This window comes from Dyella sp. (assembly GCF_036746095.1).
GTDB lineage: Bacteria > Pseudomonadota > Gammaproteobacteria > Xanthomonadales > Rhodanobacteraceae > Dyella_B.
The window spans coordinates 173,007-190,572 of the sequence record NZ_DAIOEU010000003.1; the positions used below are offsets into that span (position 1 = coordinate 173,007).

At 62.8% G+C, this 17,566-nt stretch carries 14 protein-coding genes; 1 reads left to right on the forward strand and 13 read right to left on the reverse strand.

Annotation, left to right across the window (positions count from 1 at the left end):
* Positions 1 to 38 precede the first annotated feature (38 nt).
* Positions 39 to 1,079 (forward strand): glycosyltransferase family 9 protein, encoded by a 1,041-nt coding sequence (locus V7M64_RS03130; RefSeq protein WP_333676953.1) that lies wholly within the window; start codon positions 39 to 41, stop codon positions 1,077 to 1,079.
* 109 nt (positions 1,080 to 1,188) lie between these two features.
* Here V7M64_RS03130 and V7M64_RS03135 read toward each other — a convergent pair whose 3' ends face one another.
* The 13 genes from V7M64_RS03135 to sdhA form a co-directional block, all read right to left on the reverse strand.
* Positions 1,189 to 5,316: a hypothetical protein gene (locus V7M64_RS03135; protein WP_333676955.1), complete on the reverse strand. Its 4,128-nt coding sequence runs from the start codon at positions 5,314 to 5,316 to the stop codon at positions 1,189 to 1,191.
* Between the two features lie 104 nt (positions 5,317 to 5,420).
* Positions 5,421 to 5,822, reverse strand: a complete 402-nt coding sequence (locus tag V7M64_RS03140) for a DUF6165 family protein (RefSeq protein ID WP_333676956.1) — start codon at positions 5,820 to 5,822, stop codon at positions 5,421 to 5,423.
* Positions 5,823 to 5,869: 47 nt separating this feature from the next.
* A complete protein-coding gene (lpxK, locus tag V7M64_RS03145) occupies positions 5,870 to 6,871 on the reverse strand; it encodes a tetraacyldisaccharide 4'-kinase (RefSeq protein ID WP_333676957.1) in 1,002 nt (333 codons plus the stop codon).
* Positions 6,872 to 6,873: 2 nt separating this feature from the next.
* Complete coding sequence (gene msbA / locus V7M64_RS03150; protein ID WP_333676958.1) at positions 6,874 to 8,664, reverse strand: lipid A export permease/ATP-binding protein MsbA; 1,791 nt, start codon at positions 8,662 to 8,664, stop codon at positions 6,874 to 6,876.
* A complete protein-coding gene (locus V7M64_RS03155; protein ID WP_333676960.1) occupies positions 8,661 to 9,092 on the reverse strand; it encodes a biopolymer transporter ExbD in 432 nt (143 codons plus the stop codon). Before V7M64_RS03155 ends, msbA begins: the two co-directional genes overlap by 4 nt.
* A 3-nt stretch (positions 9,093 to 9,095) precedes the next feature.
* Positions 9,096 to 9,755: a MotA/TolQ/ExbB proton channel family protein gene (locus V7M64_RS03160; protein WP_333676973.1), complete on the reverse strand. Its 660-nt coding sequence runs from the start codon at positions 9,753 to 9,755 to the stop codon at positions 9,096 to 9,098.
* A 158-nt stretch (positions 9,756 to 9,913) separates the two neighbouring features.
* Positions 9,914 to 12,244, reverse strand: a complete 2,331-nt coding sequence (locus tag V7M64_RS03165; protein WP_333676961.1) for a DNA internalization-related competence protein ComEC/Rec2 — start codon at positions 12,242 to 12,244, stop codon at positions 9,914 to 9,916.
* A gap of 141 nt (positions 12,245 to 12,385) precedes the next feature.
* Positions 12,386 to 13,084, reverse strand: a complete 699-nt coding sequence (gene lolD / locus V7M64_RS03170) for a lipoprotein-releasing ABC transporter ATP-binding protein LolD (RefSeq protein WP_333676962.1) — start codon at positions 13,082 to 13,084, stop codon at positions 12,386 to 12,388.
* Complete coding sequence (locus V7M64_RS03175; RefSeq protein WP_333676963.1) at positions 13,077 to 14,327, reverse strand: lipoprotein-releasing ABC transporter permease subunit; 1,251 nt, start codon at positions 14,325 to 14,327, stop codon at positions 13,077 to 13,079. Before V7M64_RS03175 ends, lolD begins: the two co-directional genes overlap by 8 nt.
* 153 nt (positions 14,328 to 14,480) lie before the next feature.
* Entirely contained in the window at positions 14,481 to 14,912 is a 432-nt protein-coding gene (locus V7M64_RS03180) for a hypothetical protein (protein ID WP_333676964.1), read from the reverse strand.
* A complete protein-coding gene (locus V7M64_RS03185) occupies positions 14,884 to 15,132 on the reverse strand; it encodes a succinate dehydrogenase assembly factor 2 (protein ID WP_333676966.1) in 249 nt (82 codons plus the stop codon). The genes V7M64_RS03180 and V7M64_RS03185 overlap by 29 nt, the downstream gene beginning before the upstream one ends.
* Positions 15,133 to 15,334: 202 nt before the next feature.
* Complete coding sequence (locus V7M64_RS03190) at positions 15,335 to 16,117, reverse strand: succinate dehydrogenase iron-sulfur subunit (RefSeq protein ID WP_333676967.1); 783 nt, start codon at positions 16,115 to 16,117, stop codon at positions 15,335 to 15,337.
* A gap of 21 nt (positions 16,118 to 16,138) precedes the next feature.
* On the reverse strand, positions 16,139 to 17,566 hold a 1,428-nt coding region (sdhA, locus tag V7M64_RS03195), incomplete at its 5' end, for a succinate dehydrogenase flavoprotein subunit (RefSeq protein WP_333676968.1).

The window sequence follows — 17,566 nt, forward strand, 5'->3', positions numbered from 1 at the left end:
GCTGCAGGGGCCCTTTCGGTCAACTTTGGCGATTCTACATGTCCGCTCCTGCTTCCATCTGCCTGCTGCGCACCTCGGCCATCGGCGACGTTACCCATGTGGTGCCCCTGGTCCGCACGCTGCAGCGCGCATGGCCGCAAACCTCGCTGGCCTGGATCGTCGGCAAGCTGGAACGCAAGCTGGTCGGCGACCTGCCCGGCGTGGAATTCGTCACTTTCGATAAAAGCGCCGGCTGGGCCGGCATGCGCGAGGTGCATGCCGCACTGAAAGGCCGCCGCTTCGATGCGCTGCTGCAGATGCAGGTGGCCTTGCGCTCAAACCTGTTGAGTCTCGGCATCAAGGCGGATCGCCGTGTGGGCTACGACCGCGCCCGCGCCAAGGACCTGCATGGCCTGGTGATCAACGAACGCATTCCGGCGCGCACCGGCGAACACGTGCTGCAAGCCATCGGCAGTTTTTGCGAGCCGCTGGGCCTGCAACAAACCGATGTGCGCTGGGACATTCCCATTCCCGAAGAAGCCCATGCATGGGCTGCGCAACAGTGGCCGGACGACAAGCCGGTGCTGCTGGTAAGCCCCACATCCAGCCACGCGCTGCGCAATTGGCGGCCGGAGCGCTATGCAGCGGTGATGGACCATGCCGCCACGCGCGGGTGGCGCGTCGTGCTGATCGGCGGCCCTTCACCGGGCGAACGCAGCATGGCCGACGCCATCCTTGCCCTTTGCCAACACCCACCACTCGATCTCACCGGTAAGGACACGCTGAAGAAATTGATGGCGATGTTCTGCCGCGCACAGCTATTGCTCACCCCGGATTCGGGCCCGATGCACATGGCCAACACCGTCGGCCTGAAAGTGCTCGGCCTGCACGCTGCGAGCAATCCTGCACGTTCCGGGCCTTACTCCGATCGCCGATGGTGTGTCGATAAATACGATGCCGCTTCGCGCAAGTATTTCGGTAAACCGGCAAGCGAGATTCCGTGGGGAACGAAGATCGAGAAGCCAGGCGTGATGGACTTGATCGCGGTCGACGATGTTATCGAACGCCTTGAAGCGGCAACAGCTTTGCTGACCTCATAAGCTCTCGTATTGCCGTCACCCCGGCGAACGCCGGGGCCCCGCATCTTTGAAGCCAAAGCAAAGTCACTGGGTCCCGGCATTCGCCGGGACGACGAGTTCAGGGTTCTTGTCAGCTATCACGCGGAGCTTCGGTAACTGGAAGATCTGGCAAATGCGGTAGCGCGACGGATTTCCGCTCCCGCTTCTTCCAGTACCCACCTTTGGTCCATGCATCGAAGCCCCAGCGCAACCATCCAATCAATGCATTTGCCAGCCACAACGCCCAAGCCAGCATGGCGATCTTGTAGAACCACAGCGATACCGTGATGACGCCGCCCCGTGGCAAAACATTCTTCGCCTGGTCGGCAAACCAATTCAAATCCCATGCCGTGGACGCATTGCCTGCGACGTGCATGTCGGGCAATCCAAGCAAGCCTTTCGGCACGGCGGATACCAATGTGATCAGCGCCAGCACGGTGATGACCGCCAACAGCGACTGCACCGCGTTGAAGCGCGTGTCTGCAAGCTTGGCCATGGCCGGTTCGTACCGGCCGCGCAGTCCAAGCAGGATCAACCACAGCACCACGAACGCGTACGCGCTCCAGGCGAAGGCCGAAAAGCCCAGCCCCAGCAACAGCCATTGATAAAAACGCAGCGGTGTCGGTGCATAACGCCCGAGCAGCCAAGCGGCCACCAGCAGCACGATCAGCTGCGACCAATACAGCACGGCAGGCCCGACGGACGGGCCCGCCGTCCACAGTACCCAGCGATCTTCCGGAAGCTTGAGGTTCAAGCCGATGTTTGCCGATGTCGCGCCCAGGGCAAAGGCAGGTGTCGTTACGTGCATGCCGATGCCGCGAGCTTCGCGCACACGTATCACGTAACGATGCTTGCCCGGCAACAGCGGCAGGCTCAGCTTGCCATCCTTCACGGCCAGGCTTAGCTGTTCGTCATCGCGCATCGCGCCAAGCAGCTCCGTGCCCACCGGCAATGCAATGGCGTGTTCGCCGCCGCGGGTGCTGCGCGCAAGCAGAGTGAGTTCGGTCTCGGTCGCGCGATCGCCGACGTTGACGGTTGCATTGACGCGGTCAAAGGCAAGGCTGCCGCCCTCGACGGCTTTGGGCCTGCTTATCGTCAACTGCAATGTTTCATTCGGCAGCGGTTGGAAGCCAAGGCCATCGCCATGATCGCCAACCGGCACACCTTGCATCTGGACGTGCCAGATGGGCGATGCGTGCACCTGCCACACCTCCGCATGATCAGCCAACGATGGCGCCGTGATTTTCAGCGCATCGGCATGATCGAGACGGCTGGTCCAGCTCACTTCGTTGTCGCCGGCATTGAACGTCACCCCGATACGACCATCGTGCACGCGCATGCCATCGCCCAGTGGATGCTCCCCTGGCAACAAGGGCAATTCCAGCGTGAAGCCACCGTCACTCGGTGCCATCCGCTCCACCGTATTGACCACCGTCCAATCCACGCCGAGCACAATGTTCCGCGTGATACGCACATAGGGTGGGAACGCCTGCTGCGAAACCGGCGCCGGCTGGCCGTCAGCGGCCACGGTGCGGATGCGATGGAGCGTGACGCTGTCTCCAAGCAGGCTTCCGCCATCGATCCCATCGAGCGACCAGGCTTGTCCGTTGAACACCAGCCATTGCGGACGCAAGGCAAAGCGCAAGGTGGTGCTGTCGACCGGCTGAGCGCGATAGCTCAAGCTGACCTTGTGCACGCCAGGTTCCAGCCTGACCAGTGTCTGCTCGTCCCGCTTGCCGATCGCTGCGTCGGCATGGCCATCCACTGTTACGCCAAGAAGTTGCAGGCCCGCGTCAGTCTGCGGCAACGGCAATGCGATCGGCGCACCGGCATGCACCTCCATCTCCATCGCGACTTGATCGTTTTTCGCTTGCATGGAAGCCGTGGCGACCACCGCACAATCGGGCGCGCATTTGGGCGCTTCCAGCAGACGCGTCTGCAATTGCCTCAGCAAATCCGCACTGGGCATCGCTTGCGCGCGAGCGACGTGCGGCAAGCTCGCCAGCAACAGGCATGCTGCCGTCGTGCTGCCCCAGCGCCAGATTCGCCATGATGTATCCGCTGGCCTGGTGAACCTTCCTGCAAGCCTGCCAAGCAGTACCGCCAGCAAGCCCAGCATCACGACGCGCAGCAGCCTAACCAGCCAGGACGGCGCGATCACCAAGCGCATGCGTTGTTGCGGCGTGACGGGGCCGGACCAACTGAGGTGGTAGTTGTTGCCAACGTCCCAGCTTGGTTCACCCGCGCCGGCCTGGATGATGCTGTGGCTGTCCATGGCAGACGCCGTTGCCGGATTTTGCAGATTGGAAGCCGTTACCGTCACCAGGCCAAGGCTACCGCTACGTGGTGCTGGAGCCGAGGCTGCCGATGGGAGGATGGATGGAGGAGCTGGCGGCGCAGGCGGCGGCGGTGGTGCCGCCTCCTGTTCAGCCTGCTCCTCTTGAGCCTTCATCTGCCTCTTCGCTTCCGGTTGCGCATAGCTTGCAGCCGCCATGCGCTGCGTCAACGCCGTATAGGTACTCCCTTCCAGCTGAGGATGAAGGGCATCTTCCAATTGCGTCTTGGCAAAAGGCAAAGTCCATACAACGGCCAATGCCATCGCAAGCATGCTGGCCACCTGTGCCCACTGCCGCAAGCGACCCGCCGGCAGCGCACGCATCAGCAAGGCGAACGCCAACGCCACACCCAGCGTCCAGCGTGGTGCGCCGGCCTCGTGCTGCGAGAGAATCAAGAACAGTGCTGCGATCACTGCCCAGCGCCAGCCGAGTAGTCGTCCAGCCAGCAAGGCCATCAGCGCAACGATGAACAGATCAAGCAAGCTCCATTGCGCAATCCAAGAATCGGGCGAACGGTCCACGCCGCCAGCACCGATCAGGCGATATCCGTAAGGCAGATGCAGCACGGCATCGATGTTTTCCAGCGGCACAAGCCATCCCGCACTGGGCAAGGATCCGCTGCGATCGGCCACACGCAAGCCCGCGCGCACATCCAGCGCCGAACTTCGTAGTTCGGCGCCCGTCCGTCCCTGGCCTAGATCCGTGACCAGCAAGGGAACATCGCCTTGCGAAGCACGCTGCAATTGCCATGGCGCCTCTACATCCAGACGCTGCGTGCGCGACAGCGTGCCGGTGAGGTGATCGCTCACGTTGAAACCATGACCGTCGAAATCGAGCCAGATCTGCCGCTGCAGCTGGATCTGATCACCGGCCTCGCCTTCACCACCACGCGTGCCTTGCTGGATGGCTAAACCGTCATTCTGGTCGAGCACGTAGGCGGGAAGTTCACGCCAATCATCCGGCACACCTGCTTGCGCTGCATCCGTGGCGCGACCTTCGACGCGCGTGCTGCGCAGTGCCGGATCGTCGCTGTAACTCCAGATTTCCTGCTTGGGCCACAAGTTATCGGCCGGTGCAGCCACGCTCACATCGTGCAAGGTATCGGTGGCACGCGCGGACAGATGCACCATCCATTGCCCGGGACGAAGCTGCAGGCGCAAGCGTCCATCGGGCTGCCATTGCGCGGGCACTTCGCTATCCAGCGAGGTGGCTATAAAGCCCTTGGGCAAGGCAGGCCCCAGCAGTTGCTCGCGCGCACTGCCGGTCACGTTCAATTGCAGCTGCGTTTCCAGCAGTGCGGGCATGCCATCGGTCAGATGGCGATAGACGCGCACCGATAGCGCATCGGCCTGGCGCTGTGCTGCCGCCGCTTCGCCGAGCGTGAGCTGATCGCCGTTGCGCTCGATGCGATCCACCGTGCCGCCATCGACGCTGAGCGACACCAGGCCGATCGACAGCGGCACCCGCAAACGTGCGGGACGCGACTCCCACGGCAGGCTTCCCTGGATGGCGTAGTCGCCAGCTTCCAGCCGCAGCGCCGGCTGCCCCTCACGGCTCAATACCGGCCACGGCTTGTTGTTCACCACGACCTGCTGTGGCCAGCTGTGCTCATCGCCGGGCAAGGCGACCCAGGAAGCGGCATCCACGTGTACGTCGAGACTGAAATGGCCGCCGTTCTTGCCGGCATCGATGCTCAAGCGCCCAGGCCAGATGCACTGGCGACTGTTGGCGTCTGGAAGGCTGTTGGCCAGGAACGGACAGCCATGCTGAGGCGCGTCGTGCAGCACCCATCCCTGCCATTCGCGCAACGCAGGAGGAATGTCCTGGGCCATCAAAGGCGATACGAGAACCAACAGCCCCAGCAACCCTATCCATCGGCGCATACGGCGAACTCCCCTGTGGCGTTTCAGCCAGTGTAGTGGGAGTTGCTGGACTTCTGAAAAGCCGATCGTAGGTTGAGATGAAATTCCAGCCTACGCGACGAAAGTCACTTTGCCGCGCGGTAATCCTGGTACGACTTTTCTTCCACCAGCTGCGAACCAAGCTTGAGGTTGATCTCGCGCTTCACCGCCGCGCGCTCGTCGTTCTGGAAATAGACCGAACGCGCCAGTTCGATGAATTCGGCATCGAACGCCTGCGCCTTTTCCTTCATGCGGATGCGGTCTTCGATATCCCACAACGCTTCGTTCACTGCGAGCAAGCGTGCACGCTCCTTGCTGACATCCGTTTGCGATGCGTGATGATTGGCCCACGTGGCGTTGAGCAGGTTGAGCTCGTTGTGCACGTTGGCGAGCTTGGCGGCATCCGAAATCTGGCGTGCCTTGATCTCGAGGATCGTGATCTTGTCGATCAGCTCGCCAAAGGAAACCGGTACCTGGATCAGGCTCATGCAAAACCTCGTGCGGAAAAGGCCGGCAAGTCGCCGGGAAAGGGCGCCTATAATAACGCCATCGGCGATACACGCACCCGGCTGGCCACGCGCGCGTACAGGTCCTCGTAGAAACTCGCCCGCAACTCAGCCTTGACCGGCACGCTCCACCAATGCGGTTGCACGAACGCCCAGCACTTCACCGCGTCTTTTTCCGTCATCAGCACGGGCAGGCCATCCCCAAAGGTAAGGTCCGCCTGCATAAAGAAATGATGATCGGGAAAAGGGTGAGGAATCACCTCCAGCCCCTGTTCGGCAAGGCTGGCAAAGAAGCGCTGCGGATTGCCGATCGCAGCGACCGCATGCACGCGCTGGCCGGCAAAGCTTGCGATCGGCTGCTCGCGCCCGTCCGACAATGCGCGTACCGATCCTCCCTTGAGGCGCATCGGCACTTCACCAGCTTCCGCATGGCCGCCGTTGCAAATACGAAAATCCATTTGCTGCAGGCGGCTCAGCGGTTCGCGCAGTGGTCCGGCCGGCAGCAAGCGCGAGTTGCCGAAGCGCCGTGCTCCATCGATCACGCAGATCTCGATATCGCGCGCCAATCGATAGTGCTGCAGACCGTCGTCCGCGATTACGACGTTGCAGCCGGCATCGAGCAGCAATTGCGCCGCGGCCGGACGGTCCTGGCCAATCGCCACCGGCACGCCACTGGCGCGTATCACGCAAGGTTCATCGCCCACTTCCACCGGGTCGGGCGATTCGCCAAGCAGCATTCGATCATGGTGGCTCCCGCCATAACCGCGGCTCACCACACCAGGGCGGTAGCCACGCTCGCGCAATGCATCGGCCAATGCCAAGGTAAGCGGCGTCTTGCCCGTTCCGCCCGCCGTAAGGTTGCCCACCACGATCACCGGACAAGGCAGCCGCACCGCCCGCAGCCAGCCACGTCGATACAGCATGCGGCGCACAGCAACGACGGCAGCGTAAAGCTTCGACAACGGACGACACCACCACGGCAGTGGCTTTCCTTCATACCAGCCTGCCTGGAGCGTATCGGCCAGGCTCATCGTCAATCGGCGGCAACTGCGGTGGGGCGTTCATTGAACTGCATGCGATGCAGCGCGGCGTAATGTCCGCCGAGGGCGATCAGCTCGGCATGCGTGCCGCGTTCGACAATCTTGCCCTGATCCATCACCGCGATCTGGTCGGCGTGTTCGATCGTGGACAGGCGGTGGGCGATCACCAGGGTGGTGCGATCGCGCATCAAATGCTGCAGCGCTTGCTGGATCAGACGCTCCGATTCGGTATCCAGCGCGCTGGTCGCTTCATCCAATACCAGGATGGGTGCATTCTTGAGAATCGCGCGTGCAATCGCGATGCGCTGGCGTTGCCCGCCGGAAAGCATGTTGCCGCCCTCGCCGATCGGACTGTGGATGCCATTCGGAAGCCTGGCGATGAATTCCATGGCGTTGGCGGCTTCGGCAGCGGCGATGATGTCCTGCTCGCTGGCGCCTGCCAGTTCGCCATAGGCGATGTTCTCGGCAACGGTACCGTCGAATAGCACGACGTGCTGCCCCACCCAGGCGATCTGCTTGCGCAGGGAGGCCAGCGTGTAGCTGTCGTAATCGGCGCCGTCCAGCAGGATGCGACCGCTGGTTGGCTCATTGAAGCGCGGCAACAGGCTGACCAGGCTGCTTTTGCCGCTACCCGAGCGTCCCACCAGCGCCGTAACGGTACCGGGCGCGCAATGCAGGTTTACGCCAGCGAGCGCTTCGAATTTACCGCGCGGATAAACCAGTCCTACTTCATGGAAGTGCAGGTCGCCCTCCGTGCGCTCCAGCACCTTGATGCCGTGATCCGCTTCGGGGGGCAGATCCATCACCGCGAACAGGTTCTCCGCCGCTGCAATGCCCGTCTGCATGGTGGACTGCACGTTGGTGAGGCGCTTGAGCGATGACAGCATGCCGCCCATCGCGGTGAGCACCGCAATGAACACGCCCGGCGAGATGTGATCGATCTGGGACGGACGCGAAGCCAGGAACACCATGCCGGCCAGCGCCAGCGACGCCACCGTCTGGATGGACGAACCCGAAAGCGCACTGGTGGCGACGATCTTCAGGTTGAGATAGCGCGCATGGTCGGAGACCTTCTTGAAGCGCTCATCCGCCTGCTGCTGGCCACCGTAGATACGCACTTCGCGATGCGCCCTGAGCATTTCGTCCACCGTGCCGGTCACCGAGCCCATCTGGCCCTGGATGCGACGGCTGACCACGCGATACCGGCGGCTGACCGCCGAGGCGATCACCACGATCGCCGGCACCAGCACCAGCAGTGCCGTGGTGAGATAAAGACTCTTGTACAGCATGACCACGAACATGCCGATGACGGTGATGCTTTCCGTCACCGACACTTTCAGCGCATCGGTGGCGGCACCGGCAATCTGCTCGCTGGTGTAGGTAATGCGCGAGATCTGATGGCCGGAATGCTCGCTGCCGAAAAACGAGGCGGGCAAGCGCAGATAGGCCGCGAACACGTCGCGCTGCATCGCCTGCACCACGTTGCGCGAGACGTAGCCCATGCCGTAGTTGCTGATCAGGATGGCGATGCCGCGCACCAGGAAAATGCCGATGATCCAGATCGGCATCCAGTGAATCAGGTACGGATCCTTCTGCTGCAGCAGCTTGTCCATGATCGGCTGCAGCTTGCTGGTGAAATAAGCCAGCGCGCCACCATCGACCGCAAAGCCGATGACGGCGATCAGGATGACCGGCCAGTAACGGCCCGAATAGCCCAGCAACCGCCTGTAGACTTGCCGGCTTTCCTTATCCCATAACGCGACTTTCTTCTTGCCTTCGCTCATTGCTGCGTGGCCGACTGCGTCGGCGTCGTGGCGATGGAAAGATGCGTGAAGCCAAGCTGGCCCAGCGCATCCATGGCGGTGACCACGTTCTGGTGCGCGGTCATGGCGTCGGCACGGATGGTGACAGTCTGGTTGCGGTCGTCGGCGGCCACGTGCGCAATGGCCTGCTTGAGCGCATCGACGCTGGCGCCCTGCACTTCATCGCTACCGACATAGAAATGGCCGTCGCGATCCACCATCACGGTGATCGCGGGCGGCTGCATGTCACGGTCTTCCGCACTGGCCTGCGGCAGGTTCACCTTCATGCGCGAATGCTGCACGAACGTGGTGGTGAGCACGAAGAACATCAGCAGGGTCAGCAGCACGTCGATCAACGAGACGACGTTGATCTCGAAATCGTCGCTGCGGCGGTCGTTACCGATTCGCATGGTTCAAACCGAAGCCTTGTCGCCCGCAGCCAACGGCGCACGGCGCACACGCGGTGCAGGGGCGGAAAGCGTGAGATCGTCCAATAGCAACGTCGCCTGCTTTTCCATATCCACCACGTAGCCGGCCACTTTGGAACGGAAATAGCGATGCAACACATACGCAGGAATGGCTACCGTCAAGCCGGCAGCGGTACAGATCAACGCCTCGCCGATGCCGCCGGCCATCTTGGTGGGATCGGCCATGCCGCCCACCATCACCTGCATGAACATGCGGATCAGGCCGATCACGGTACCGAACAGGCCGAGCAGCGGGCCGATCAGCGCGATGGTGCCGAGCGTGTTCAGATAGCGCTCCATGCGATGCACCACGTGGCGGCCGGTATCTTCGATGCGCTCCTTGATCAGCTCGCGCGAGTGCTGGCGCACGGCCAGCGCGGCGGCCAGCAATTCACCCAGCGGCGAACCGGTCGCAAGTTTTTCCAGGTGAGCCGGGTCGAGCTGGTCCGAGCGCGCCCACTCGCGCACTTCCTGCGCCAGTCCGGGCGGCAGCACGTAGCTGCGCCGCAAGGTCCAGCACCGCTCCAATACGATCGCCAGCGCCACCGCCGAGCAGATCAGGATGGGCGCCATCGCCCAACCGCCCGCCATCAGAATCTGACCCAGATCACCCACAGAAAAACTCCCGGCCCTGCCGACTGCGCAAGCCATCATCATAGCAGCGATGCCGAAACGTACCGTGCGGCCAATCACTCCATAAGCTGGGATGATGATCCTGGCATCAGCAGGCCGCCAGAAAGCCGGGATCGCCATCCGCTCCGGCGTCACTCCCGCCAGTAGCGCCGCTGCAGCAAGCGCCAACGGGCCACGATATGGGTTGGTGCGGTGGCGGGAAAATCAATCTGAACCGCACCGTCGACCGCGGTATTGAATACCGGCACGCCCGCAGCTGCGTAGCGCTGCATGACTTCCGGGCGCGGATGGCCAAAACGGTTGCGCCAGCCGGTGGAGACCACGGCCAATTCTGGCTGAATGGCAGCGATGAATTCGGCACTGGAAGAACTCTTGCTGCCATGGTGTGGTACCTGCAACACCGGGCGTGGGCCCGGCCCGAGCGACGCGGCCACCGACGGCTCGGTGTCCATGGCGATATCGCCGGTAAGCAACAAGCGCCCCGCCCGGCCTTCGACCAGCAACACGCAGGAGTGATCGTTGGCCGATGCATTCAACATGGCGGTGGTCGGGCTCAACACGCGGAAATGCACGCCGTCCCATTCCCATTGCTGTCCGGCCACGCATTGCGCCATCGGCACACGGAGGCGGCCGGGTTCGCCCGAGTAACGTTGCGCGGCAGGAAACGCGGCCGCCACGGCGGGTGCGCCGCCGGCATGATCGTTGTCGGCATGACTGATCATCAACATGTCCAGCCGGTCGATGCCCAATGCGTAAAGCGAAGGAACAACGACGGCTGCGCCCAGGTCGTATTCGGAGGGATAGCGCGCACCTGCGTCATAGACCAGGGCGTGATCTCGCGTGCGCACGACGACGGCCAGCCCCTGCCCCACATCCAGCGCCCATGCCTGGAATGCACCCGTGGCCGGGAGATGGCGCACCGGCCACAGCAACGGCAGAAACAGCAGCGCACCCAACATGCGCAACGGCACACCGCGCGGCATGAACAGCCATACCGCACCCAACGTTGCAAACAGCAGCGCCCAAGGTTTCACGGCGGGCAAATACCAGTGTGCGCCTGGCCATGTTGCCGTCTGTTCCAGCAACCACCATTGCGCGTGCGTCAACCATTCCGCCACGCGGAGGAACGGTGCCGCGAACGGTGGACAAACGATCAGCAACAACATGCCCAGCAACGCGCAGGGCACGATCACGAAACTCACGAACGGCACGGCAACAAGATTGGACAATGCGCCCACCAAAGAAGCCTCGCCGAAGAACCACATGGTCAAGGGCAATAGCGCTACCGTCATCACGATCTGCCCCAGTGTCAGCTCGCGCAGGAAACCACGCAGGCCGCGTTCTTGTGCATGCATGCACAAGATCAGGAATGCCACGCCAACGAACGAGAGCCAAAAGCCCGCCTCCAACATGGCGGTGGGATTCATCAACAGGATCGCCATCAGCGCCAGCGCCAACGCATGTGCCGAACCGGTAGCGCGCCGGCTGCATCTCGCCAGCGCAAAAGCGCCGATCATCAGCATGGTTCGCACGGTGGGCATGCCCAAGCCGGCCAAGGTGCCGTATGCGCTGGCCGATGCCAAGGCTGATATCGCTTCTGCCTGCACGCGGGGACATCGCACCGCAAGCCCGGGCCATAGCCAATACAGCGCATGGCACAGCCACACGCCAAACACTGCGGCAACGCCAACATGAAAACCGGAAATCGCGATCAAATGCGAGATGCCATTCGCGCGCGCCACTTCCCAATCGTGCTGCTCTAGCCCACGCGTGTCACCGACGGTAAAGGCGCGCAACAAGGCGGCGTCATGGGGATTTCGTACACGCGACTGGATGCCGTCGGCGAGCGAACCGCGCAAGCGATCCAGGCACCACGTCGCCACGCCCAAGCGCTGGTTGCCGGGATCGTCGCGCACATAACCGACGGCGGCGATGCCGCGAGCGAGTGCGCTGCGTTCGCTATCGGCACCGCCTGGATTGATCGTTCCGCGTGGACGGCGCAGGCGCAGCAGCAGCTGCCAACGCGAGCACGGCTCGGGTTGCGCGGAAGGTTGGGCGTACCAGCTGATGCGCGCACGGCCATGCCACGGTATGGCTTGTCCATCGCGCGTGGCGTGTTCGACCTGGAATTGCACGCTGGTAGCGCCGGCCCTGGTTTGCGCCAGGCCAACGACGCGGCCGGTAACCTGGAAATCCTGTCCTTCCCACGCTTTTGGCAGGCGTGCCGCCATCGCCGAGCTGCCGTACCAGGCTGCCCAGGCGAAGCCGAGCAGCAACACGGCCAGTGCGCGCAGACGCGGCAGGCGCCACGCCATGATCAACGCAGCTGTCGCCAGGATTCCCATAAACCAACGTGGCGGCAACAGCGGAAGCCATTGCACGATGGCCATGCCCACCAGTAACGCCAGTGCCGCGGTGACGACGCTTGGCCATCCTTGCCGAGATGTGTCTGCGTTTGTCATGCATGGAAGCTAGCGCAGGCATAACGCGGCGTTTGTAAGCGGCGCGCGTAGGTTGAGGTGAGGCGCAGCCGAGCCCCAACGTGGCGGTATGCATGGCGACGTGGGGGCTCGGCTGCGCCTCACCCCAACCGAGGGGCTGGTTTACGCCTTTTCGCGCAACTCGCCGTTATGCAACTCCAGCGTGCGATCCATCCGCGCCGCCAGGCGGCTGTCGTGCGTCACCAGGATGAAGCTGGTGCCGATCTCGCGATTCAATTCCAGCATCAGCGCATAGACCTGCGCGGCGTTGTCTTCGTCGAGATTGCCGGTAGGTTCATCGCCCAGCACGCAGGAAGGACGCGTCACCAGCGCACGCGCCACCGCGCAGCGTTGGCGCTCCCCGCCGGAAAGCTCCGCCGGCTTGTGCTCCAGGCGTTTGCCCAGGCCCACACGTTCCAGCAAGGCCTTGGCTTGCTTCTGCGCTTCCAGGATGCCGGTGCCGCGAATCAACAGCGGCATGCAGACGTTTTCCAGCGCGGTGAATTCGGGCAACAGGTGATGGAACTGATAGATGAAACCCATCGAGCGATTGCGCACGCGACCGCGCTCGGCGTCGGACAACCTGGAAAGCACCCGTCCTTCCACTTCCACTTCGCCGCTGGTGAGCGTGTCCAGGCCGCCGATGATGTGCAGCAGCGTGCTCTTGCCGGAACCAGACGCGCCGACGATGGCCAGCGTTTCCTGTCGCTTGAGGGTGAAGCTGACGTTGGCCAGCACCGGCGTGCGCAGGTCGCCTTCCTCGTAAGTCTTGGCCACATGGCTGGCGCGCAGGACGATGTCGTTGTTCATGGTGTTACTCATAGCGCAATGCCTGGGCCGGTTGCGTACGCGAGGCGCGCCATGCGGGATAGAGCGTGGCAAGCAAGGAGAACAGGAAGGTGACCAGCGCAACCCAAATCACGTCGTGCCAGTCGAGTTTGCTGGGTACTTCGCTGATGTAATAGACGTCCGGCGACAGGAAGGTGTAGCCAGTGACGTGTTCGATCCATTTCACGATGCCAGGCAGCCGCCAGGAGAGCAGCGAACCGAGCCCCACGCCGAAACCGATCCCGACGAAACCGACCAGCACGCCCTGCACCATGAACATGCCCATGATGCTGCGCGGCGTCGAACCCAGGGTACGCAGGATGGCAATGTCGGCCTGCTTGTCGGTCACCAGCATCATCAACATGGAAATCAGGTTGATCACCGCGACCAGGATGATCAGCGAGAGGATGATGAACATCACCTTCTTCTCCATCGAGATGGCGGTGAAGAAGTTGGCGTGGCTGTCCATCCAGGTAGTGACCATATAAACCTGGCCCAGCGAGTCGCTCAGTTCGCGTGCAACCGGCTGCGCGTTATACAGGTTATCGAGCTTGAGGCGGATGCCTGTGGGGCCGTTGATGCTTTTAAGCTTCTCTGCATCCCGCAGGCTGATCAGGCCGAGGCCGGAGTCGAACTCCTCCATGCCCATCTCGAAAATGCCGCTTACGGTAAAGCCGCGAATGCGCGGCATCGCACCCAACAGCGAGGTGCGCAGCTCCGGCACCACCATGGTGACCTTGTCGCCCACGTTGACCCCAAGCTGCAGGGCAAGATCCTTGCCGAGGACGATATTCCAGTCGTCTGGGCCTGACTTAAGCGAATCGAACGAGCCCGCGATCATGTGCTTGTTGATGTCCGACACGTTGGGCTCTTGTGCCGTGTCGATACCGCGCACCATCGCGCCGCTGGATCGCTGCCCTTGCAGGAAGGATTGAATTTCGACGTAAGGTGCCGCGCCACGCACGTGCGCGTTGGCTTTGACCTGTTGCATGGCGTACTGCCAGTTCTGCACCGGCTCGCCCGGCAGCCCTGAAACCGTGGCATCGGAAATAGCGCCGAGGATGCGCGAGCGAAGCTGGTAGTCGAAGCCGTTCATCACCGACATCACCGTAATCAACGCCATCACGCTGATGGTGATGCACACGATGGAAACGGTGGAGATGAAGGAGATGAACTGGTTGCGCCGCTTGGCGCGGACGTAGCGCAGGCCGATGAAAAGCTCGAGCGGTCGGAACATGGAGGCTTCGCTTGTGGGGTAAGGGCGGCGGGCCGTAGGAATCCGTGAGACCGCGCTGCGCGCGCAGAGTGCCCGAAGTGGGCGTGGTGGGCAACCTGGCCGGGCATTCCCAAGGTTTGCCTAGTGTGCCGGGTTACGCTGCGCCAACCCGGCCTATGCGTCCTTTACGGAGTCGTTCGCCAGCACGGCCAAGCGCATGCGCAGGCGGCGGCGGATATCCGCATCGCTGTTGTCCGGCATCAGCCAAAGGGTGAGCTTGCCGTAGCGAGCGCTGGCCAAGCGCAGCAAAACCGTTTGGCGAAAGATGCGAAAGGCGACGAGGGTCGCCGCATCGTCTCCGCCATCCAGTCCTCGCAGAGTCCAGCCGCTTTGGTTGGCCCAGCCCACGGCGTAGATCGGCAATGCCAGGCGGCGAATGGCGTGCACACAAGCCGCCGTCGAAACCAACACCAGCGCAATACGCATAAGCAGTGGCAGTCCCGATATGGCGATGGCCACCATCGCCAGCCCCGTTACCCCTGCGAATAGACGCGGCACCCAGCGCGACGGCCGGTATTCAAAGCCGATGGCGGGTGCGGATGTCATCGATGATCGCCTGCCAATCGGTACGCGGCGGCTTGGCGTGGCCCATCACCCAGTCCCAAAGGTCGGGGTCTTGTACGTCGAGCAGTTCGTCGAAGGCTTGTTGCAGGGCTGGATCGGCCTGGGGAAACGAGGTTTCCAACCAACCCCCGAACAGCGCATCCAGTTCGCGGGTGCCGCGGCGAGTGCGCCAACGCAGGCGTTTCAGGTGGGCTTCGTCCATTTACCGCCCTTTCAAGCGAAAGCAGCCCATGGTCCCAAGACCGTCATTCCCGCGAAAACGGGCACGCAGGGAGAGCACATGGATGTGCTCGGCTTTGAGGAGCGAGGAATCCATTTTGCTCTTATGCAAAAGCCAAAGATGGATTCCCACTTTCGCGGGAATGACGGCAAGGAAACATGGCGTCATGGCAGAAGAACGGGCATCAAGCCGACCGCCGCGCCACCAGCAGCTTCTTGATCTCCGCAATCGCCTTCGCCGGGTTCAAGCCCTTCGGGCAGGTGCGCGCGCAGTTCATGATGGTGTGGCAGCGGTAGAGCTTGAACGGATCTTCCAGGTCATCCAGGCGTGCCCCCGTGTCTTCATCGCGCGAATCGACGATCCAGCGGTAGGCCTGCAGCAGGATCGCCGGACCAAGGTAGCGGTCGCCGTTCCACCAGTAGCTCGGGCAGCTGGTCGAACAGCAGGCGCACAGGATGCACTCGTACAAACCGTCGAGCTTCTTGCGGTCTTCCGGCGACTGCAGGCGCTCGCGGTCCGGTGCCGCACTCTGCGTGCGCAGCCACGGACGGATCGAGGCGAACTGCGCATAGAAGTGCGTGAGATCCGGCACCAGATCCTTCACCACCGACATGTGCGGCAGCGGATAGATCTTCACGTCGCCCGATGCGCACTCTTCGATGGACTTGATGCAGGCCAGCGTATTGGTGCCGTCGATGTTCATCGCGCAGGAACCGCAGATGCCTTCGCGGCAGGAACGGCGCAGCGTGAGGGTAGGGTCGATCTCGTTCTTGATCTTCAGCAGTGCGTCCAGAACCATCGGGCCGCAGGCGGCCAGATCGACTTCATAGGTGTCGATGCGCGGGTTCTGGCCGTCGTCCGGCGACCAGCGGTAAATGCGGAACGTACGCGGTTTTTTCGCGTCCTTCGCCGGATAGTGCTTGCCCGGCTGGATCTTGGAATTCTTCGGTAGCGTGAACTCGGCCACGATTGCCTCTCCAGTCGGTACTTAGTAAACGCGTTTCTTCGGCGGCACTACCTCGATCTCGCCGGTCAAGGTGTACATGTGCACCGGACGGAAATCGAAGCTGGTTTTACCGGCTTCGTCGACCTTCACCAGCGTGTGCTTCATCCAGTCGTGATCGTCGCGATCAGGGAAGTCTTCACGCGCATGCGCGCCGCGGCTTTCCGGACGTTGCTCGGCCGAATGCATGGTCGCCACGGCCTGGCCCAGCAGGTTGGACAGCTCCAGCGTTTCGATCAGGTCGGAGTTCCACACCATCGAACGATCGCTCACGCGCACGTCCTTGAAGGAGTCGTACACCTCGGAGATCTTCTTCGAACCGGCTTTCAACGTTTCGCCAGTGCGGAACACGGCGGCGTCATCCTGCATGGTGCGCTGCATGTTCAGGCGGATCTTCGCGGTCGGAGTACTGCCGTTGGCATTGCGCAGGCCGTCGAAGCGGCCGAGCGCCTTGTCCAGCGCGCTGGCGGGAAGGTCCTTGTGTGCGGTGCCCGGCTTGATGATCTCGGCGCAACGGTGCGACACCGCGCGGCCGAACACCACCAGGTCGAGCAGCGAATTGGAACCGAGGCGATTGGCGCCATGCACCGACACGCAGGCCGCTTCGCCGATGGCGAACAGGCCCGGCACCACGGCGTCGACGTCGTCGCCCTTTTTCTGCACGACTTCGCCGTGATAGTTGGTGGGAATGCCGCCCATGTTGTAGTGCACGGTGGGCAGCACCGGGATCGGCTCCTTGGTGACGTCTACGCCGGCAAAGATGCGCGCGGATTCGGCGATGCCCGGCAGGCGCTCGTGAATCACTTCCGGCCCCAGGTGCATCAGGTTCAGATGCACGTGGTCCTTGTGTTCGCCGACGCCGCGGCCTTCGCGGATTTCCACCGTCATCGCGCGGCTCACCACGTCGCGCGAGGCGAGATCCTTCGCGCTCGGCGCATAGCGCTCCATGAATCGCTCGCCCTTGGAATTGGTGAGATAGCCGCCCTCGCCGCGCACGCCTTCGGTAATCAGGCAGCCGGCACCATAGATGCCAGTGGGGTGGAATTGCACGAATTCCATGTCCTGCAACGCCAGGCCGGCGCGCAGCACCATGCCGCCGCCATCGCCCGTGCAAGTGTGCGCGGAAGTGGCGCTGAAATACGCGCGGCCGTAGCCACCGGTTGCCAGCACCACGGCCTGGCCGCGGAACAGATGCAGCGTGCCCTCGTTCATGTCGAGCGCCAGGACACCGCGGCACACGCCTTCGTCGTCGAAGATCAGATCGATGGCGAAGTATTCGATGAAGAAGGTGGCGTCATGCGCCAGCGCCTGCTGGTACAGCGTGTGCAGGATCGCGTGGCCGGTGCGGTCCGCCGCGGCGCAGGTGCGCTGCGCGGTGCCCTTGCCGTAATGCGTGGTCATGCCGCCGAACGG